Source organism: Rathayibacter sp. AC182, from assembly GCF_979253875.1.
This window is the reverse complement of the sequence record NZ_CEEDEK010000005.1, coordinates 574,403-592,681: the sequence shown is the minus strand read 5'-3', so window position 1 is coordinate 592,681 and position 18,279 is coordinate 574,403. Positions and strand designations below refer to the sequence as shown.

The following is an 18,279-nucleotide window of genomic DNA, read 5'->3' as shown; positions in this document are numbered from 1 at the left end:
CTGGTCGCCCCGATTATGTTCGAGGACGCGCTATAAACGAGGGACCATGGCTGCCGACGCGACTCCGACGACGAGCGCCGCCCCGCGTCGCCGCGGGCCCTCCATGGCCGACGTCGCCCGGCTCGCGAAGGTGTCGGGTCAGACCGTCTCGCGCGTGTCGAACGGGCGGTCGAACGTCGACGGCGAGACCCGCGAACGGGTCCTCCAGGCGATGCGGCAGGTCGGCTACCGCCCCAACAGCGCCGCCCGCGCCCTGCGGACCGGCCGGTTCCACAGCATCGGCGTGATCATGTTCACGCTGTCCTCGTTCGGCAACATGCGCACCCTCGACGCGATCGCCGTCTCAGCGGCCGACGCCGGCTACTCGATCACCCTCATCCCGGTGCCGCACCCGACGCAGGGCGAGGTCTCGGTGGCGTTCCACCGCCTGAGCGAGGAGGCGGTCGACGGCGTCATCATCATCGTCGAGGCGCACCTGCTCGACGAGGCCGACATCGTGCTGCCGCCCGATCTGCCGGTCGTCGTGGTCGACTCCGCCGGAGACGACACCCACGCGGTCATCGACACCGACCAGATGTCGGGAGCGCGCCAGGCCGTCGAGCACCTGCTCGACCTCGGGCACCGCACTGGTCCACCACATCGCCGGTCCGCCCCGCTCCTACTCCGCCGAACGGCGCCGCGAGGCCTGGGAGGCGACCCTGCGCTCCTGGGGCGCCGAGGTGCCCGAGGTCCTCGTCGGCGACTGGTCGAGCGCCTCCGGCCACCGCCTGGGCGCCGAGCTGGCCGCCGATCCGACGGTGACCGCGATCTTCGCCGCGAACGACCAGATGGCCCTCGGCGTGCTGCGCGCGCTGCACGAGGCCGGCCGCGCCGTCCCCGGCGAGGTCAGCGTCGTCGGCTTCGACGACATGGAGGAGTCGGCGAGCTTCTGGCCGCCGCTCACCACCGTGCAGCAGTCGTTCGCCGACACCGGTCGCCACTCCGTCGAGATGCTGCTGCACGAGCTCGAGACGGGCGAGCGCACCGGAGCGGTGCTCGTCCCGACGGGCCTCGTCGTGCGGGCGAGCACGGGGCCGGCCCCGGCCTGACGGCTGCGGGTCGACCGACTCGGGTCGCCTCGCCGAGTCGCCCGGAAAGCCGTGCTCCTACGGCGTGTCGGGAGCCTTCCGGGCGACTCAGTGGGCCGGCGCGGAGAAGAGGCTCAGGGCGCGGCGGAACGACGCGCTGTCGGCGCGGGTGGCGGCGGTCGTGAGGAGGCAGCCCGTCCCGATCCGGCGCGACCACTCGCCCCGGCACGGCACGGTGACGATCGTCGTGAGGCCCGCCCGCCAGGCCGGGACCAGCGCGATCAGGTCGCGTCGCTCCGGGTGGTCCTCGAGAGCGGTCGGCATCTCCGGGACCTGGGCGGCCCTCCACTGCTCGAAGGGCTCGCCGAGGACTTCCGTCCCGAAGCGGTCGCCCCAGCGCGGGCCGATCAGCCGGGCGAGGAGGTCGGCGCGCTCGGCCGACCCGTCCTCGGTCAGGATCAGCCGGTCGAACAGGGTGGGATCCTGACCGGCCGCGGCGTGCTCGAGGGCGCTCCGCCAGAGGCCGGCCCAGGCGTCCTGCTGGAGGATCCGGTCCGGGAGCCATGATCGTCGCCGGAGGATCCACGAGCAGCGGAGGCAGGTCGTCGCCGACCGGCGCCAGTCCGAACCGCTCGCGGACCCAGAGGAGCTCGAGCAGCGCCGCCGAGGACTCCTCGACGCGGATCGTCATGTCGTGCGGCCAGGGGTCGCCGGGGATCGGCCGATCGGATCTCATGCTCCAGCGAAGCACGCGCAGCGGTGCCGCGCACGGATCCGCCCGGAACGCACCCCCTCGGCGCGACCCCGCCCGGTGGTGTGCGCGTCGGTACTGTGGACGTCGTCCCGGTCGAGCGGCCGGGCGAGACGATACGGGAGAAGAACATGTCGGTCGGTCTGCTCGCGGTGGTCGATGACATCCTCACCGCCGCCCTGAAAGCCAGCGCGAAGACGGCGGGAGTCGTCATCGACGACGCGGCCGTCACTCCGCAGTACGTCCAGGGCCTGACGCCGGCGCGCGAGCTGCCCGTCGTGTGGAAGATCTCGCTGGGCAGCCTGTTCAACAAGTTCATCATCATTATCCCGCTGGCGCTGCTGCTGTCGGCCTTCGCGCCCGCGGTGCTGCCGTTCCTGCTGATCATCGGAGGCACGTTCCTCTGCTTCGAGGGCGCCGAGAAGGTGTCGGAGTGGTTCGGACTGCACCACGCGGCCGCCGAGACCGAGGCGCGGGACGAGAAGAAGCTGGTGTTCGGGGCGATCCGCACCGACCTCATCCTCAGCACCGAGATCATGCTGATCGCGCTCGACGGGCTCGACCCCGACTTCGGCTTCGGTCCGACGCTGGGCGCGCTCGCGATCATCGGCCTCGGCATGACCGCGCTGGTCTACGGCGCCGTGGCGCTGCTGGTCAAGATCGACGACGTGGGCCTGGGGATGATGAAGAACTCCTCGCGCGGGGTGCGCCGCGCGGGCGTGCGCATCGTCGCGTCGATGCCGGTCGTGTTCCGGGTCATCAGCATCATCGGCACGCTCGCGATGCTCTGGGTCGGCGGGCATCTCGTGATCTCGAACCTCGCCGAGACCTTCTGGCACCTGCCGTACGACCTCGTGCACGTCGTGACCCACGCGGTCGAGGCGGCCGGCCCGGTCGTGGTGTGGCTGGCGGACACGTTCGTGTCGATGATCTTCGGCCTCGTGCTCGGAGCGATCGTGGTCGCGATCGTCACCGGTGCTCGTCGCTGCGCCGCAAGGGCGAGCCGGCGTCGTCGGGGCACTGACCTCGGCCTCCCGCTGACCGGGCCTCCGCGCCTTGCTGATCGAGTAGCCCGCGCAGCGCGTCTCCGAGATCCCCGTCCTCCAGGGCGGCGGTCTCGATACGCGGCATGCCGCCGCTACTCGACCAGCAGGGGGACGGGTGGGCCCGTGTGCTGAGGTTGCGCGCCCCGCTCCCTCCTTCTGCTGATCGAGTAGCCCGCGCAGCTTCGCGGCTATCGAGATCCACGTCCTCCGAGCGTGGGTGGGTCTCGATACGCCCCTTCGGGGCTATCGACCAGCGAGGCCGGCCGGGCGGTGAGGTGCGGAACGTCAGCGGGGTGCGGCTCAGCGACGATGGTGGCTGACGCGAGCTCTCGGCTGAGATTGTGCAGCTCTCTGCTGATCGAGTGGCCCGCGTTGCGGGCGTCTCGAGATCCCCGTCCTCCGGGCGATGGTGGGTCTCGATACGCCCCTTCGGGGCTACCTCGACCAGCAAGACGGGGGTGAGACGACGCGACCGCCCCCGCCCCGAGGGGCGGAGGCGGTCACTAGGGGAGCGGACAGGAGGTCGGCAGGAGCGCGCCGTGTACGGCGCCGTGACGACCGTGGTCACGGTCTTCCCGTCGACCGTGCCCGTCGCGGTGACCGAGACCTCGCCCGCGGCGACCGAGGCCGCACGGGTCGAGAACGCGGCCGTCGCGGACTTGCCGGGGGCGACTCCGGTGAACTGCTTCGAGCCGAACGCCGAGGCGACCGTCATGCCCACCGGCACCGCGGAGTCGTTCCGCGCCGTCGCGGTCAGCGTCACCTTGCCGCCGATGCAGCGGGTCGACGCCGTCACCGTCAGGGCGAGCGCGACGGGCGGCCGCAGCTCGACCGTCACCCGGGTCGTGGTGGTGCTCGACCCGTCGGCGGAGGTCACGGCCACCGTGCCGACTCCGCCGTTCGCGGTGGTGGGCTGGGTGACGCGCACCTGGGCGGCCGAGTCGGTGGCGACGGCGCCGAGCACCGGCATCCGCGTGCCCTCGACGACGACCGCGTACTCGGTGCGGGCCGGATCGAACCCGGCCACGCCGACTCCGTCGACGCGCAGGGCGCCGAGGGTGCTCACCGCGGCGGGGGAGGCCGTCGAGTCGAACAGCTGCACCTCCGACACGATCATGTGCGTGTTGGCGTAGGCGTTCATCGACGCGGAAGCCGGTCGCGGTGATCGGGGCGAACGTCGCAGGTAGGTCGGCGCGGTGCCGTCGGCGGGGAGGGCGACGGGCTGCGCCGTCCCCAGCCGGGGACCGAGGTCCACGTGCCGTCGGTGCCGCGGGCCTGCGGCTGGATCGACTGCGCCCGGCTGTTCGTGCCGTCGCGGTAGAACTGCACGCTCGCCTTCTCGACCTGCTTCGCCGCCGGGAAGGTGTAGGTCAGCGTGCTCTGGGTCGCCTTGTTCGACGAGACCCAGTTCGACCAGCCCTTGTCGCCGAGCACGCCGTTGCGGGTGCGCTCGGGACCGTAGCCCGACTCGGACGAGGACGCGGTGGCGGTGATGCCGGCGTCGGGGGCGAAGTTGCGCAGCGTCCCCGCGGTGACCAGCACCGTGAGGGTCGCGGGCAGCGTCGCTCCGTCGGCGGTCGCCGTGCCCGTGATGCGGACCGACCCGGTCCTGCGCGAGCGAGGCGGTGGTCAGCGGCGTCCAGTCCACGTGACCGGCACGGCGAACGTGCTGGTCGAGGCCCCGACGCGAGCCGGGACCGTGGTGGGTGCGGCGGCGCGGACGGCGGTGGTGGAGGCTCCGCTCGCGACCCGTGACCGATACGGGGTCGGTCGCGGTGAGTCCGCCCACATCGACGAGCGCGGTGACCGGGATCGACTGACCGTAGAGGTCGGTCGCGGTGCCGGGCACGTCGACGCGACCGGCGGTGCCCCACGCGGAGGACGCCGGCTGCTGCCAGGTCACCGCGACGGGAGCGCCCGCGCCCCACTGGTACTGCGGCGTGATCGAGGCGGGCAGGGTCGGCGCGACGCCGACCGTGGTCCGCACCGGGACCGTCTGGGCGGCGAGCGGCGCGAGGTCGCGCAGCTGCCACGACTGGTTCGCTCCGCCGTTGGAGCCGTAGACGCCCACGGTGGTGTTCTCGGCGGTCGACTGGCCGTTGACGTCGAGCGAGAGCGCGAGCGCCTCGTTCACGAGGGTGTAGCGGGCGCCGTCGGTGGTGCTCACGATCCAGCGGGTCGCGGCGGTGCCCTTCGCGGAGTCGGCGGAGACGCTGCGCAGGTCGGTGCCGGCGCTGGTCGCTCGAGCACCCGGCCGTCGCCGTTCTCGAGGACGACTCGGCGGGTGGCCTCGCGCTCGCCGGCCGGCACCTCGTGCGCGGTCCAGGTCTGCTTGGCGGCCGTGGCGGAGTCGGTGTGGCGAGCGTGGTGATCGCGGTCGGCGAGGTCGTCGCCGTCAGCGCCTTGCCGCTCTGGGTGCCGACCAGCTGGTAGTCGTGGCCGTCGCGGAACGCGAGGCCGTGTCGGCGACTCCCGAGACTCCGTCGATCGAGAACGTGGTGACCGACTTGGCGGGCACCGTCACGGTCGCGGTGCGCGACTCGCGGTCGATGACGACGGGCACCTTCTCGACGAGTGCGTTGCCGGAGGGGCTGCGGCCGAGGCGGCCTGGGTCGTGACGAACGGAGTGACGTCGGCGCCCGCGGCGATCGTGCCGAAGCGCGAGAGGTCGAGGGTGACGGTGCGCTCGGCGGTGGCGGTGTTGGTGTGCACGACGGTCGCTCCGGAGCCGTCCGCGCGGGTGGCGGCGGTGGTCGCGGCGTCGTCGACGGCGATCAGGTGGTCGCCCTCGTGGATGAACTTGGTGAAGTTGCGGATGGTGTTGAACTTCGAGTTCGTCTCGACGCCGCAGACGGGCGCCTTGGTCGAGTCGCCGCCGGCGTCCGCGACGCGGCGCACCGACTTCCAGACCTCGGCCCCGCCCTCCTGGTACGGCTTGCAGTCGAGGTCGATGAAGACGGAGCCCCAGTTGAGGTTCTCGCCCTGGGGCTTGGGCTTCTCCATGTTGTAGAAGTCCTCGACGGGCTGCCAGAGCACCCACGCCTTCGGCTCGAGCTCGCGGAGGTCGTCGGTGATGCGGCCGGCGATGCCGAGGCCGTTCTCGATGCTGGTGGGGTTCCAGCCCTGCACCCAGTTGCCCTCGATCTCGCTCATCCACAGGTCCTTGTCGGCCTGCGTTGGCGAGGTCGCGGACCACGCGAGGCGGTCGCCGGTGCCGTAGGTGTGGACGTTCATCCGGTCGACGAGATCGCGGGCCGACTGCGGGTACGCGGCCCAGTTCGTCTTGAAGATGCTGGGGTTGGTCTCGTCCATCGCGGCGATGCCGGCGTCGGAGTCCGAGGCGGCCAGCGCGGTGGCGACGTCGGGGAGCAGGCTCACCTGGGCGGCGGGGCCCATGTGCATGCCCTCCTGAGCGGCCGCCGGTGGGGACGCCGTTGGTGAGGGTGGTGCCCCAGTAGTTCGTGTTCGGCTCGTTGAACGGGTCGAGGGTGTCGAACTGGATGCCGTACTCGGCCTCCATCCGCTCGGTGACGGTCGCGAGGTACTCGGCGAACTTCGCCTCGGCGGCGGGCTTGAGCTGCTCGGCCGTCGAGCTGAACCCGCCCGAGACGTAGCCGCTCTCGGTCATGAAGTAGGGGGCGGAGTTGGCGAACGACTCCCAGTGCGTGATCTGCTGCTCGGCGGCGAGCTTCTCGACCCACCAGCGCTGCGTCTCGTCGGCGGTGAAGTCGTAGGAGGCGGGGTCGGAGGGGTCCCACTTCGCCAGCAGCGCGTCGCGGTCGGCGAGGTTCGTGGAGGTGCCGCCGTAGACGGACGGATCGCCGGTGGGGTTCTTCGCCCACCAGCCCTCGACCGCGCCGCCGGGGCGGAGGTAGTCCTTCACGTCGGAGGCGTTGCCGCCGCCGATGTTGTAGCGGGCGATGTTGAGGTCGAGGCCCTCCTCGCCGAACACCTTCTGGTACAGGTCCTCGCGGAGGGCCTCGGGGTAGTTCCCGGTGGCGTTGGCGAACCAGACGAGGCTGGTGCCCCAGCCCTCGTACGCCTCGCCCGAGTAGGCGGGATTGGGGGTGATGCGGACCCCGTCCGCGGCCTCGGCGGGGGCTGCCGCCGTGGGGAGGGCGAGCACCGCCCCGGCGGCCAGTGCGGCGCTCGTGCGGCGAGCGCGGCCAGTCGTCTAACGGACATCGACATTGATGCTGTCTCTCTTCCGCCGGTGAGAAGAGATGCGCGTTCACGTGAACACGCTCGAGCGCCACGGTACATGTTGACGTCACCATTGTGAAGGACGGTGCTCGGAGGAGTGCTCGCGGAGGAGTGCTCGCGGAGGGGCGCCGCGGGCGGAGTGCCGTCCGTCAGGGGTGCGCGGGCGGGTCGCACGCCTCCGCGGCGGCGTCGACGCGGTGGACCAGCACGGTGTGGCCGACGTGGGCGAGGCCGAGCTCGAGGAAGTCGCGCACGTGCGCGTCGGCCAGCGCGTACGAGGCGGTGCGCCCCTCGCGCTGCACCTCGACGACCCGGTGGGAGCGGAGCAGCCGCAGGGCGTGCGAGGTCGCGGACGGGCTGAGTCCGCTGCGCTCGGAGAGCTCGCCGACGCGGAGCGGGCCGGGGAGCAGGGCCAGCAGGATCCGCATCCGCCCCGGGTCGCCCAGCAGGCCGAAGACGTCGGCGAGGTCGGCGACGGCCGCGTCGGACGGGAGGCCGTGCGCGTCGGCGGGGGCGTCGGGTGCCATGGCTGCTCCGGAGGGACGAGGGAGGTCGGAGGGGGCGCGTGCGGGTCAGATCGCATGGGTCTGCTCCGGGAACTCCTCCGGCTCGCACTGGATCGTCGCGTGGGCGACACCGTGATCCTCCCGCAGAACCGCGAGGACCGCGCCGAGCACGTCGCGGTAGTCGACCTCGGGAGCGACGACGATGTGCCCGCTCGCGCTCTCCAGGCCCGAGGTGATGGTCCAGACGTGGAGGTCGTGCAGGGCGAGCACCCCGGGCACGGCGCGGACGTCGCGCTCGATCGCGGCGACGTCGAGGTGCGCGGGCGCCGACTCCATCAGGATCGCCAGGGCCTGGCGGGTCAGCGACCAGGTGCGCGGCAGGATCAGGAGGCCGATCAGCACGCCTGCCACGGGATCCGCCCACGCCCACCCGGTGGTGAGGAGGAGGATCGCGGCCACGATCACGCCGACCGAGCCGAGCGCGTCGCCGAGGACCTCGAGCGAGGCCCCGCGCAGGGTGATGCTCTCCTTCGCGCCGACCGACAGCAGGCGCAGGCTCACCAGGTTGACCAGCAGTCCGGCGACGGCGGTCAGCAGGAGGGGGAGGCCCGGGACCGCGGGCGGCTCCGCGAAGCGGCGCACCGCCTCGACGATGACGAACGCGGCGACTCCGAACAGCAGGAGCCCGTTGGCGAGGGCGGCCAGGACCTCGAGGCGGTAGGAGCCGTAGGTGCGGGCGCGGGCGGCGGGGCGCGCGGCGAGCGAGATCGCCGCCAGCGACATCCCGAGGGCGAGGACGTCGGTGCCCATGTGGGCGGCGTCCGAGAGGAGGGCGAGCGAGCCGGTGCTGATGCCGACCGCGAACTCGACGATCATGAACGCCGCGGTCAGGACGAAGGCGGCGAGCAGGGGGCGGCGGTGCCGCGCGGCGGCGGATCCGCTCGGGCCGTGCGCGTGTCCGGCGCCCACGGTCAGTCCACTCCTGAAAGCCTGTTCATATGAACAGTCTTGCACATGTCGCCGCCGATGAGGCCGGCGGTCAGAGGGGCGGGGCGTCCCAGAGCGTCTCGAGCGGGTCCTCGACATCGAGGCCCTCGAGGTTCTCGCGGTGCCGGCGCTCCGCCTCGGCCGGCAGGATCTCGCCGAGGTCCTCCGACGCGCGGAGGGCGGCCGCGCGACCGCCGTCTCGGGTGAGGAACGGGTCGTCGGGGGTGGCGCGCCGGACTCCGTCGCGGCTGTCGAAGGACTGCGCGGTGATCGCGGTGACGCCGGGCGAGGAGGCGAGCAGTCCGAGGGCGACCCGGTCGGCTGCGCGCCACGCGGCGGCGCTCGAACGGCGCTCGACGGCGACGGGGCCGTCGACGGTCTCGATCGTGAGCTGCTCGATCTCGGGCAGCAGGTGCAGGATCCGGACCGCGGCGTCGAGGGTCTCGGGAGCGACGGAGTCGACGGAACCGGAGTAGCGGAGCGACCACTCGTCGGTCGGGGGTGGCGGCGCCACTCGTCCATCTCGGGGTCCTCTCCGCACCGCACCTCGGGAGAGGGCGCGCACCGGGGTCTGGGGTGCTCGATACGATCGAATGTATCCGAACGGTTCACCGAAGTCACGATCGGTCCTGCGATCAGGGGTTTTTCACCCCCAGCTGGGGCGACCCGACCGGGGGGCACCTCACTCGGGGGTGAGTGCACCGGGTGGAGCGGTTCAGCCGATGAGCTCGGCGACCGTGTAGCCGAAGACGGCTCCGAGGGTCTCCTCGTCGCGGATGCCCGCGTAGACGAAGCCGAACGGGTTCTCGCCGCCGACGAGAGCGTTGTAGACGCCCGTCACCGAGAACCGGCCGGTCGCGGGGTCGACCGGCACGAGGCCGCCGGCATCGCGGCGGAGGTCGACGCGCGTCGGCGAGACGTCGGAGTAGCGCAGGAAGACGGAGGTGGGCAGGGGCCCGCTCGAGACGGTCACGACGCCGGTGAGGGCGGGGAACTCGACGCGGTCGCCGACCCGCGCGCCGTGGTAGGTGGCGGGGGAGAACGCGATGGTCCCCGTCCGCGTCGCGGGCCGGGCCGGGGTGGAGGCCGCGGCGCTGGGGGCGGCGATCGCGACGGCGATCACGGGGGCGGCCCAGGCGGCGCCGGTGAGGACGGAGCGGCGTCGGAGCGCGCTGGAGGAGGGAGTGCGGTCGTTCATCAGGGAGGGGTCCTTCGGGGGTGGGGGCGCGGCCGTTCTCGGGTGGCCGGGCGGTTCGTCGACGCTCGTCGCCGGCGATTCGGGTGGCCGACGAGGTGCGGGCGGGAGCGCGTCGATTCGGGCGACGCTCGGGATGCTCCTGCCGTCGCTCCGTCCGGCCCGGGGGCACGGCGGCGCGACTCGATCACGCTACCGAAAGTCGATGCATATGCATAGAGCGGGAGAAGGCGAGTCGCAGATCGACGGACGGCCGCCCAGGTCGTCCGGACTCAGCGGCCGTCGCGGCGGAAGCGGGCCTCGCGGAACGCGAGGTGGATCCCGAGCCCCGTCACTCCCAGGGCGAACGCCGCCAGGAGTGGGAAGAAGGCGATCTCGGTGCCGGCCCCGTAGGCGAACGCCGAGACCAGGAGGAGGAGGACGGCGACGGCGATGACGACTCCGCCCGCGATCTCCCCGGTGCTCGCGGTCGAGGGTGCTCCATCGGTCATGGGGCCAGCATGCGCGCCCGGATCCGCGGCGGCAAGCGTGCGATGACGGAGGCGGGTGACGCTCCGGTGAACATCCCGCCCGGGCCTCGGCGCGGCGGACACTCGTGCCTACGGTGGGAGGGAGTCGAGGCGAGGAGCGGGTATGGAGCGCTGGACGCGGGCCGAGCGGCCGAGCAGTCTCCCGGCGGTGGTCGCGGCGCTCGCCGTGGCGGTGCTCCTCTGGCCGTTCACCGCGGCGCCGGCCACGGGAGGGCCGGTCGCGTTCCCCCGGCAGGTGGCCTCGTACTCGTGGTGGACGCCGATGCTCGAGGAGTCGGAGGTCGGGACCGCGACGATGCTCTACCAGAACGGGTTCGGCGTCGAGTTCCTCGACCTCCCGCAGTCGGTCGTCCTCGGCGCCGATGCCTCGACGTACCGGCGGCTCGGTGCCGCGGAGCGGCGCTCGACCGGCGCTGATCAGGGCGATCCGGCGTCGAGCGTGCTCTCGGCCGACGGCTCCTTCGTCGTGATCAGCGGGCCGGGGCGCGACGGCGGCGTCGAGATCGTCGACCTGGGCACGGACGAGCGGCGCGGCCTGCCGATCGGGGACGGGCGCAGCGCTGTCGCGCTCAGCATCGACTCCGCCGGCGAGAGCGTGCTGCTGCTGACAAGCGACGACGAGATGAGCCGGTACCGCGACGCGCAGTTCCTCCTGAACGGCGATCTCGCGGTGCTCGACCTCTCCACCGGCGAGGTGCGCGATCTGCCGCTCGACGGGCCCGTGCACTCGGCCGCGCTCTCCCCGGACGGCACGGTGATCGCCGCCGAGACGAGCGACGCGCTGGTGATCCTCGACGCGGGCAGCGGCGGGGTGCTGTCCTCGCGCGCGCCGGTCGGCGGCGGTCTCGACGGCGACGCGTTCTCTCCGGACGGGCGCCGCCTCGCCGTGCCGGAGGCGGAAGGGCTGAGGATCGTCGAGTGGGCGGGGACGGCGGAGGACCGGCTGCTCCCGCTGCCCGCCGACTCGTGGTCGAGCGCGGTCGGCTGGCGCGACGACGGGACCGTGTTGCTGCACGTGTCGGACTCCGACGGCGGCAACGGCTCGATGTTCGCGTGGGCGGACGTCGGGAGCGGGGAGCTGGACGTGTTCTCGCGCTACTCGGCGGACGCGTTCACGGGGGCGGCGCTGGGCAGCGCGGACGTGGCGCGCGATCTGGTCGCGGAGTGGGCGGTCGTGGAGTCGCGGCGCGGGTCCGGGGCGCCGCTGGGCGTGCCGCACGTGCTGGTGGCGGGGCTGCTGGCGGGGCTCGTGGTGCGGTCGGTGTCGGTCGCGGTCGCGGGGGTGCGGCGGGTGGTGTGAGGGGGGCTCGCGGGTGAACCGTCGCGCAGGGGGTCGCGGCTTCCGAGTCAGCGGGAGATCCGCTGATCGAGTAAGCCCGCGGAGCGGGCGTATCGAGATCCACCGGTCCGGAACGCCGACCCGCTGGCGGTGGCGGGTCTCGATACGCCCCTTCGGGGCTACTCGACCAGCAAGGGGTGGTGCGGGTCCCGATACGCCCCTTCGGGGCTACTCGACCAGCAAGGGGGTGGTGCGGGTCTCGATACGCCCCTTCGGGGCTACTCGACCAGCAAGGGGTGGTGCGGGTCTCAATACCGCCCCTGCGGGGCTACTCGACCAGCAGGGGATCGAGCGGGTGGGCGGAGTCGGTGGGCTCCGGACCGCTGGACGGCGCGCGGGGGTGCCGCGAGGATGAGCGCATGCGGAGGCGAGGAGCGGGGGCGGCGATCGGGGCGGCGGTCGCGACCGCGGTGCTCGCCGGCTGCGCACCGTCCCCGGCGTGCCCCGGGTGGAGCACGACGCTCACGGTCAGCGTGGAGGGGCCGGGGGAGCGGCTCCGTCGCGGACGTGCGGTTGTGCTCGGGCGGCGTGTGCTCGCGGCCCGACGCGGTGACTCCGGACGGGGCGCCCTCGTACCCGGTCGCGCGGGACGAGGACGGCGGCTGGGTGTTCGAGGTGGGCACCGCGCCTCCGGACGACGCGACGGTGACGATCGCGGACCGCGAGGGCGAGGTCCTGATCGAGCGGCAGCAGCCGCTGTCGTGGCGGTTGCTCGGCGAGCCGGAGGGGCCGGAGTGCGGGTGGCGCGCGCAGTCCCGGACGCTCGTGATCGCCGTGCCGGAACCGCGCGGCTCGGTGTTCGGCACCCGGTAGAGCGCTCCCACACCAGCCAGGCGCGGGTGCTAGCGTCGCCGGGACGACCTGTGCGCATCGAGGCGGCGCCCCCACGAGAAGGCGACCCATGACCGTGACGCTCCCCGCCCCGCGACCGATCGATCCCGGCTCCGAGCCGGCGCTGCGCTGGGGCGTGATCGGCACGGGCATCGCCGCCCGCTTCGTGCACGCGATCCACGAGCACACCGCCCAGCGCGCGGTCGCGGTCACCGCGCGCGACGCCGCGAAGACCCGGGCGTTCGCCGACGAGCACGGCATCGGGACCGTCCACGACTCGGTCGAGGCGCTGCTCGAGGACGACACCGTCGACGTCGTGTACGTCGCCACTCCGCACCCGCTGCACCACGACCAGGCGCTCGCCGCGATCGCGGCCGGCAAGCACGTGCTGATCGAGAAGCCGATCGCCATGTCCGAGCGGGAGGCGCGCGCGATCACCGACGCGGAGCGCGCGGCCGGAGTGCTCGTGATGGAGGCGATGTGGACGCGCTACCTGCCGCAGGCCGACGTGATCCGCCAGGTGCTCGAGAGCGGGGTGCTCGGCGAGGTGCGCCTGGTGCGCGCAGACTTCGGATTCCTGATGCCCTTCCTCCCGGAGCACCGCCTGTGGAACCGCGAGCTCGGCGGAGGCGCGCTGCTGGACGCCGGCGTGTACCCGATCTCGTTCGCCTCATCGGTGATCGGAGCGCCGTCGCGGATCACCGCCTCCGGCACGATCGAGCAGCAGACGGGCGTCGACGCGAGCGCCGACCTGCTGCTCGAGACGGAGTCGGGCGCGCGGGCGCTGCTGTCGACGTCGCTCGAGGCGTCGTTGCCCGTCGAGGCGCTCATCGTCGGATCCCGGGGCCGCCTGCTCGTGCACAGCCCCTTCTTCGGCCCGAGCGGTCTCACCCTCACGCTCGGCGGCCTCGGCGGCGACGAGTCGGCGACCTGGATCGACGAGAGCCACGCCGAGGTGCACGACGGACTCGCGCACCAGGCCACCGCCTTCGCCTCCTACGTCGCGCAGGGGCTCGTCGAGTCGCCCGCGCATCCGCACCACGAGGTCGTCCAGGTGATGGCGACGATCGACGACGCCCGCCGGCAGGTGTCCGAGGGGATCGCGCCCGGCGCGGCGCTGCGGCACACCGTCGCGTTCTCGCTCGTGCACCCAGCGGGCTCCGCCGAGGAGGCGGAGTTCCTCGCGAGCGCGCGGCGCATCCTCACCGGGATCCCCGGAGTCGAGGACTTCACCGTGAGCAGGCAGGTCAGCCCGAAGAGCGATCTGGCGTGGCAGTTCTCGATGGTCTTCGCCGACCGGGCGGCGTTCGCGGCGTACGACGCGCATCCGGACCACGTCGCCTTCGTGCAGGAGCGCTGGCTGAGCGAGGTCGCCGACTTCCAGGAGCTCGACCTCGAGGCTCAGGCGGGCTGACCCGCCAGCACGCGCGCGTACACCCCGAGGTAGTCGTCGACCATCCGCTCCACGGCGAAGCGGCGGCGCGCCACCGCCCGGATCGCGTCGCGGTCGAGCCGCGCCGCCCGCTCGAGGGCGGCGACGGCCTCGGCGGCCGAGTCGACCACGAAGCCGGTCACCCCGTCGTCGACGACTTCGGGCATCGAGCCGCGCCGGTAGGCGATCACCGGGGTGCCGCACGCCAGGGCCTCGACGACCGACAGCCCGAAGGGCTCGTCGAAGCCGATCGGATGCAGCAGGGCCGCGGCTCCGGAGAGCACGCGGGCGCGCTCCTCGGGGCCGACGGAGCCGCGGTACTCGACCCGGTCGCCGTCGACGAAGGGCTCGACCTCCTCGCGCCAGTAGCGCTCGTCCTGCACGAGGCCGCAGATCACGAGCCTCCGCCCCGCGCTCGCCGCGATCCGCACCGCCTCGGCGGTCCCCTTGTCGGGATGGATGCGCCCGAGGATCACCAGGTCGTCGCGGACGTGCGCGCCCGGCTCCGGGAACGCGTCGACGTCGATCCCGTGGTGCACGGTGGCGGTGTAGTCGAGCTCGGGCGAGCGGTCGCTGTCCGAGATCGAGACGAGGTGCGCGGTCAGCGGATACCGGAGGGCCTCGCGGTAGGCCGGCAGGATCCCCGAGCCGGAGAAGCCGTGGACGGTCGTGACCAGCGGCACCGTCCACCGCGCGGCCAGCGACAGCGGCAGCCAGTCGAGGTGGTTGTGCACGAGATCCAGGCCCAGCTCCCGCGAGCGGGCGAGCACGTGCGCGATGTGCAGCGACTCCGAGACGCGGCCGTCGACCGGCTCGACCGACTCGGCGTAGCCGACAGGAGTGCGCGACTCGGAGCCGGGCGCGGGTGACGGAGTCGCCGGTGGCGAAGAGCGTCACGTCGACTCCGTGCCGCACGAGTCCCTCGGTGAGCAGGCTCGTCACCTGCTCCCACGGTCCGTAGTGGCGCGGAGGGTCCGCCAGGCGATCGGGGCGAGCATGCCGATCCGGAGCGGAGCGGTCACCCCGCGTCCGCCACGAGCCGGGTGATCGGGGCGAGCGGCGCTCCGGTGCGGGTCGGCAGCACCGCGGCGCGGCGCACCACGAGCGAGGTGTGCAGGGCCGCGACGGTCGACTCGGCTCCGCGGTTCTCGTTGCGGCCGCGGCGCTCGAGGCCGTCGAAGCCCGCTCCGGCAGCCGCATCGAGCATCACGGCGCCGGAGTCGTTCACTCCCTGGAACCAGGCCCAGCACGAGGCGAGGCCGTCCCGCCACCGCGGATCCTCCTCGAGGGTCAGCGCGCGGGCGCAGGCCGCCGCGATCGCCGCCACCTCGATCGGCTGCTGATCGAAGAGCGGCTCGTGCTCGGACGGGCCGCGTCCGGCGACTCCGGCGACCGAGGGCGGCCGTCGCGCGACTCCACGCCGAGGAGGAACCGCAGCGAACGGAAGCCCTGCTCGAGGAGCACAGGATCGCCCAGTGCGGCTCCCGCGGCGAGGAGCGCCTCCGGGATGCAGCCGTTGGCGTAGCGGAGGCGCGGCTCGGGCCACGGCCAGTGCTCGCCCGAGCCTCGCGCCAGCATCGGGGCGGCGTCGGCCAGCAGCAGGGTCGCCGCGGCCGAGTGCGGGCGCACCTCGCAGACCTCGGCCGCGCCGAGCACGGCGAAGGTCATCGCGCGGAGGTGGGGCGAGCGCCGCTCGGAGAGACGGAGGAAGAGCCGCATCGCCCGCCGGCGCGTGAGGGGCAGCTCGGCGTGCACCGCGGTGACGCCCGCGGCCCAGACGCTCCGGCCCCACCAGTCGCCGACCGACGCCTCGTCCGTGAGGACGCCGTCGGAGCTCATGCGGTTCTGGACCGAGCCGTCGGCGGCGGTGGCGTGCTCGAGGAACCGCAGGTACTGCTCCGTCAGCCGCCGGGTGAGGAACGACTGCTCCGGCTCCTGCACCACGACGATCAGGGCGCGCGAGACGTCGTCGACGCAGTAGCCGTGCTCGGCGCGGGGCACGTCGAGCAGCGCGTGCTCGAAGAGGCCCCGCTCGTCGGTCAGCGCATCGAGATGGGCGTAGGGGAGGGCGGTCCGGTCACGCCGCACGCTCGACGCGGAGGCGGCCGATCAGGTCGAGGTAGCGACCGCCGGCCTCGGGCCAGGTGAGGGCGGTGGACCGGGCGGGGGCGGTGCCGGCGGCGGGCACTCCGCGAGCGCGTGCGCCATCGCGGAGGGGTCCTCGTGCGCGACCGCGCGGCCCTGCGGTCCGCCGAGCAGCCTCGAGGGCGTGCGGGAACGCCGTCGCGACGACGGGCTTCCCCGCCGAGAGCGCCTCGACGAGCACGCCCGACGTGACCTGGTTGCGCGAGTCGTAGGGGAGGAGGACCGCGTCGGCCTCGGCGACGGCCGCGGCGAGCTCGGCGGGGTCGAGGTAGCGGCCGTCGAGGACCACGTCGTTCTCGAGTCCGAGCTCGGCGACGAGGGCCGTGAGGGAGTCGCGGTAGGCCTCGCCGTGCGACGCGAGCACCTTGGGGTGGGTCTGCCCGTAGACCGTGTAGTGCGCCGTCACTCCCGCCGCCCGGAGCTCGGCGATGGCGCGGACGCCCCACTCGGGGCCCTTGCCCGGGCCGATGAGCCCCCAGGTGATGATCCGGGGACGGTCGCGGTGGACCGGGCGCTCGGCCGCGCTCCACACCGGCACGCCGTGCGCGATCACGGCGACGCGCTCGGAGTCGACCTCGTAGCAGCGCTCGAGGATCTCCGCGGCGACGGTCGTCATGACGACGACGGCGTCCGCGAGGAGAGGCCACGCGCTCGAGGACGCGGCGCTGCGACGGGCTCGGAGTCCTCGAGGACCGTGTGCAGGACGACCACCGCGGGGACGGTCAGCTGCTCCATCACCTCGATCACCTCGGCCCCGTCGGGTCCGCCGTAGATGCCGTACTCGTGCTGGATCACCGCGACTTCGGTGCGGCTGAGGGCGCGGGCAGCCTGCGCGATGCTCGCGACGTCGCCGGCGACGAGGCTCGGCCACCACCTCCTGCCCGCGGGCGGGCGGGGTGGAGCCGGGGACGGCCAGCTCGTCCATCACGCGCACCGTGCGGATCGACGCTCCGTGCGCCTCGACGAGCGCGGCCGCGAGCGACTGCGAGAAGGTCGCGAGTCCGCAGCGCGTGGGCGGGAACGTCGAGAGCAGTCCGATCGTCGCGCCGCTGGGGCGGTGCCCGAAGGAGTGGGGGTGGTCCATGCTGGGCTCCGGCCGCAGAGGCGGCCCCCGGGTGGCGGAACCGCGAACGGGCGAGGCGTCTGCCGGTCGGCATCCCTCGCGGGATCGCCGAGGGCGGATCCGGTCCACGACCGGCGAGCCGGGGTGAGTGGGTACACCTTAGGGGGGACATATGGACGGCAGGGGTCGGACGGACGGGCCCTTGCGCTCCGGGGCGAGAGGTGCGAGAGCGAGGTCGGCGCGGCGGCGCGGCAGTCCGCTCCGGTCGTCGATCCGCGCCGACGCGTCTGGCGCGGATCGACGGGTTGCCCATCAGTGCGCATCCGTCCACAGGGTTGCATCCTGGGAGCCCCTGAGTAGCTTCGAAGGTGCGCGGGCGTCCACGACTCCGCCCGAGCAGCGGTCCGGCGGGGATCGCGAGCGGCGGCAGAGGACGGCCATGGGCAGGATGATCTACGACTCGACGACCGAGGCGGACTTCGACGATCGGCTGCTCGCGCACCTGCAGATCGTGATCGGCACCAAGCTCGGCAAGGGCGAGTCCTTCTACTTCTCCTGGCGCGATGCGGGAGCCGCGGGCGACGGACGCACGTCGCTGTGGCTGCACCCGTCGATCCCGCTGCGCTTCACGTACTTCGGCGGGCGGGCGCCGTCCATCAACCCGGAGTGGGTGCGGACTGCTGATGGACTCGTACAGCGCGCAGGGTCTGCGCATCTCGCCCGAGCCCGAGCACGCCGTGCACGGCGGCGATCCCGACGGTGTAGCGGCTCCGCAGCAGCGGGACGGCGCACCAGCGGGACGTCGGGCTCAGCGCACGCGGTCGGCCAGCCGGCCGATGATCCACTCGCCCGCGGCACCGCGCGCCCGGACGAGCAGGCGCGTGACGGACGCGACGTCCGGCTCCGTCGCGTCGGCGCTGTCGTACTCGATGACCATCGGCGTCGACTCCGACAGTGCGACGGTGGCGAACGACGTCGGCGTGCCCTCGGCGACCCAGATGAGCAGCCCGGAGTCGCCGTCGCGCCGGAGGATCGCCGTGGCGTACTCGGGGCGGGTGAGGGCGACGTCGTCGACCTGGAGGGGCGGGACGAGGCGAGCTTCAGGAAGCCCATGTCGCCTCCCACTGCGGTGCGAGTACCGGTTCCATGGATCCCCCTGCCCACTGAGGCCTGATCAGGCCGAG

19 protein-coding genes and 2 pseudogenes are annotated in these 18,279 nt (G+C 73.3%); 6 read left to right on the top strand and 15 right to left on the bottom strand.

All coding sequences use genetic code 11. From position 1 onward, the window contains the following. The first annotated feature begins 46 nt into the window (after positions 1 to 46). Positions 47 to 1,088 (top strand): annotated as a pseudogene (locus AC0CII_RS13610) (LacI family DNA-binding transcriptional regulator). Positions 1,089 to 1,175: 87 nt separating this feature from the next. Here AC0CII_RS13610 and AC0CII_RS13605 read toward each other — a convergent pair. Then, positions 1,176 to 1,391 (bottom strand): hypothetical protein, encoded by a 216-nt coding sequence (locus tag AC0CII_RS13605; RefSeq protein ID WP_465229749.1) that lies wholly within the window; start codon positions 1,389 to 1,391, stop codon positions 1,176 to 1,178. A gap of 558 nt (positions 1,392 to 1,949) precedes the next feature. Here AC0CII_RS13605 and AC0CII_RS13600 point away from each other — a divergent pair. After that, on the top strand, positions 1,950 to 2,996 hold the full coding sequence (locus AC0CII_RS13600; protein WP_465230913.1) for a DUF808 domain-containing protein: 1,047 nt from the start codon (positions 1,950 to 1,952) through the stop codon (positions 2,994 to 2,996). A gap of 1,005 nt (positions 2,997 to 4,001) precedes the next feature. Here the strand turns inward: AC0CII_RS13600 and AC0CII_RS13595 are convergent. The 9 genes and pseudogenes from AC0CII_RS13595 to AC0CII_RS13555 form a co-directional block, all read right to left on the bottom strand. After that, on the bottom strand, positions 4,002 to 4,298 hold the full coding sequence (locus AC0CII_RS13595) for a hypothetical protein (RefSeq protein WP_465230912.1): 297 nt from the start codon (positions 4,296 to 4,298) through the stop codon (positions 4,002 to 4,004). Positions 4,299 to 4,707: 409 nt separating this feature from the next. Beyond that, positions 4,708 to 4,998 (bottom strand): annotated as a pseudogene (locus tag AC0CII_RS13590) (Ig-like domain-containing protein); the annotation flags it as partial. Between the two features lie 29 nt (positions 4,999 to 5,027). Next, positions 5,028 to 5,174, bottom strand: coding sequence for a hypothetical protein (locus AC0CII_RS13585; RefSeq protein WP_465229748.1), 147 nt, complete (start codon positions 5,172 to 5,174; stop codon positions 5,028 to 5,030). An 85-nt stretch (positions 5,175 to 5,259) separates the two neighbouring features. Next, positions 5,260 to 6,990: a glycoside hydrolase gene (locus AC0CII_RS13580; RefSeq protein ID WP_465229747.1), complete on the bottom strand. Its 1,731-nt coding sequence runs from the start codon at positions 6,988 to 6,990 to the stop codon at positions 5,260 to 5,262. 226 nt (positions 6,991 to 7,216) lie between these two features. Then, positions 7,217 to 7,594 carry an ArsR/SmtB family transcription factor gene (locus AC0CII_RS13575; protein WP_207407446.1) on the bottom strand — a complete coding sequence of 126 codons (378 nt, stop codon included), beginning with the start codon at positions 7,592 to 7,594 and terminating at the stop codon, positions 7,217 to 7,219. Positions 7,595 to 7,639: 45 nt separating this feature from the next. Beyond that, positions 7,640 to 8,542, bottom strand: a complete 903-nt coding sequence (locus AC0CII_RS13570; protein ID WP_465227399.1) for a cation diffusion facilitator family transporter — start codon at positions 8,540 to 8,542, stop codon at positions 7,640 to 7,642. Positions 8,543 to 8,612: 70 nt separating this feature from the next. Continuing rightward, positions 8,613 to 9,125 carry a hypothetical protein gene (locus AC0CII_RS13565; protein WP_465229746.1) on the bottom strand — a complete coding sequence of 171 codons (513 nt, stop codon included), beginning with the start codon at positions 9,123 to 9,125 and terminating at the stop codon, positions 8,613 to 8,615. A 150-nt stretch (positions 9,126 to 9,275) separates the two neighbouring features. Beyond that, complete coding sequence (locus AC0CII_RS13560) at positions 9,276 to 9,758, bottom strand: hypothetical protein (protein WP_465227401.1); 483 nt, start codon at positions 9,756 to 9,758, stop codon at positions 9,276 to 9,278. A gap of 269 nt (positions 9,759 to 10,027) precedes the next feature. After that, positions 10,028 to 10,246: a hypothetical protein gene (locus tag AC0CII_RS13555; protein WP_465227402.1), complete on the bottom strand. Its 219-nt coding sequence runs from the start codon at positions 10,244 to 10,246 to the stop codon at positions 10,028 to 10,030. Positions 10,247 to 10,388: 142 nt separating this feature from the next. On the opposite strand from AC0CII_RS13555, the gene AC0CII_RS13550 reads away from it, so the two are divergent. Then, positions 10,389 to 11,585 (top strand): WD40 repeat domain-containing protein, encoded by a 1,197-nt coding sequence (locus AC0CII_RS13550; protein ID WP_465227403.1) that lies wholly within the window; start codon positions 10,389 to 10,391, stop codon positions 11,583 to 11,585. 307 nt (positions 11,586 to 11,892) lie between these two features. On the opposite strand, the gene AC0CII_RS13545 is transcribed toward AC0CII_RS13550, so the two are convergent. Then, complete coding sequence (locus AC0CII_RS13545; RefSeq protein ID WP_465229745.1) at positions 11,893 to 12,090, bottom strand: hypothetical protein; 198 nt, start codon at positions 12,088 to 12,090, stop codon at positions 11,893 to 11,895. A gap of 83 nt (positions 12,091 to 12,173) precedes the next feature. On the opposite strand from AC0CII_RS13545, the gene AC0CII_RS13540 reads away from it, so the two are divergent. Next, a complete protein-coding gene (locus tag AC0CII_RS13540) occupies positions 12,174 to 12,437 on the top strand; it encodes a hypothetical protein (RefSeq protein WP_465229744.1) in 264 nt (87 codons plus the stop codon). A gap of 88 nt (positions 12,438 to 12,525) precedes the next feature. Beyond that, positions 12,526 to 13,869, top strand: a complete 1,344-nt coding sequence (locus AC0CII_RS13535; RefSeq protein WP_465229743.1) for a Gfo/Idh/MocA family oxidoreductase — start codon at positions 12,526 to 12,528, stop codon at positions 13,867 to 13,869. Here the strand turns inward: AC0CII_RS13535 and AC0CII_RS13530 are convergent. From AC0CII_RS13530 to AC0CII_RS13515, 4 genes are all read right to left on the bottom strand, one after another. Continuing rightward, complete coding sequence (locus AC0CII_RS13530) at positions 13,857 to 14,657, bottom strand: glycosyltransferase family 4 protein (protein WP_465229742.1); 801 nt, start codon at positions 14,655 to 14,657, stop codon at positions 13,857 to 13,859. The genes AC0CII_RS13535 and AC0CII_RS13530 overlap by 13 nt on opposite strands. 248 nt (positions 14,658 to 14,905) lie before the next feature. Then, complete coding sequence (locus AC0CII_RS13525) at positions 14,906 to 15,214, bottom strand: hypothetical protein (RefSeq protein WP_465229741.1); 309 nt, start codon at positions 15,212 to 15,214, stop codon at positions 14,906 to 14,908. Then, complete coding sequence (locus tag AC0CII_RS13520) at positions 15,178 to 15,975, bottom strand: hypothetical protein (protein ID WP_465229740.1); 798 nt, start codon at positions 15,973 to 15,975, stop codon at positions 15,178 to 15,180. Before AC0CII_RS13520 ends, AC0CII_RS13525 begins: the two co-directional genes overlap by 37 nt. Further along, on the bottom strand, positions 15,965 to 17,116 hold the full coding sequence (locus tag AC0CII_RS13515; protein WP_465229739.1) for a glycosyltransferase: 1,152 nt from the start codon (positions 17,114 to 17,116) through the stop codon (positions 15,965 to 15,967). The genes AC0CII_RS13520 and AC0CII_RS13515 overlap by 11 nt, the downstream gene beginning before the upstream one ends. Before the next feature lie 418 nt (positions 17,117 to 17,534). Here AC0CII_RS13515 and AC0CII_RS13510 point away from each other — a divergent pair, with 418 nt between their 5' ends. Beyond that, a complete protein-coding gene (locus tag AC0CII_RS13510; RefSeq protein ID WP_465229738.1) occupies positions 17,535 to 18,269 on the top strand; it encodes a DUF7882 family protein in 735 nt (244 codons plus the stop codon). The last annotated feature ends 10 nt before the right edge of the window (positions 18,270 to 18,279 follow it).

Excerpts from the sequence above, each read along its gene's own strand:
- AC0CII_RS13600 (WP_465230913.1), top strand. The coding sequence starts at position 1,950 with ATGTCGGTCGGTCTGCTCGCGGTGGTCGATGACATCCTCACCGCCGCC.
- AC0CII_RS13510 (WP_465229738.1), top strand. The coding sequence starts at position 17,535 with ATGGGCAGGATGATCTACGACTCGACGACCGAGGCGGACTTCGACGAT.
- AC0CII_RS13560 (WP_465227401.1), bottom strand. The coding sequence starts at position 9,758 with ATGAACGACCGCACTCCCTCCTCCAGCGCGCTCCGACGCCGCTCCGTC.
- AC0CII_RS13605 (WP_465229749.1), bottom strand. The coding sequence starts at position 1,391 with ATGCCGACCGCTCTCGAGGACCACCCGGAGCGACGCGACCTGATCGCG.
- AC0CII_RS13575 (WP_207407446.1), bottom strand. The coding sequence starts at position 7,594 with ATGGCACCCGACGCCCCCGCCGACGCGCACGGCCTCCCGTCCGACGCG.
- AC0CII_RS13515 (WP_465229739.1), bottom strand. The coding sequence starts at position 17,116 with ATGGACCACCCCCACTCCTTCGGGCACCGCCCCAGCGGCGCGACGATC.
- AC0CII_RS13550 (WP_465227403.1), top strand. The coding sequence starts at position 10,389 with ATGGAGCGCTGGACGCGGGCCGAGCGGCCGAGCAGTCTCCCGGCGGTG.
- AC0CII_RS13535 (WP_465229743.1), top strand. The coding sequence starts at position 12,526 with ATGACCGTGACGCTCCCCGCCCCGCGACCGATCGATCCCGGCTCCGAG.
- AC0CII_RS13555 (WP_465227402.1), bottom strand. The coding sequence starts at position 10,246 with ATGACCGATGGAGCACCCTCGACCGCGAGCACCGGGGAGATCGCGGGC.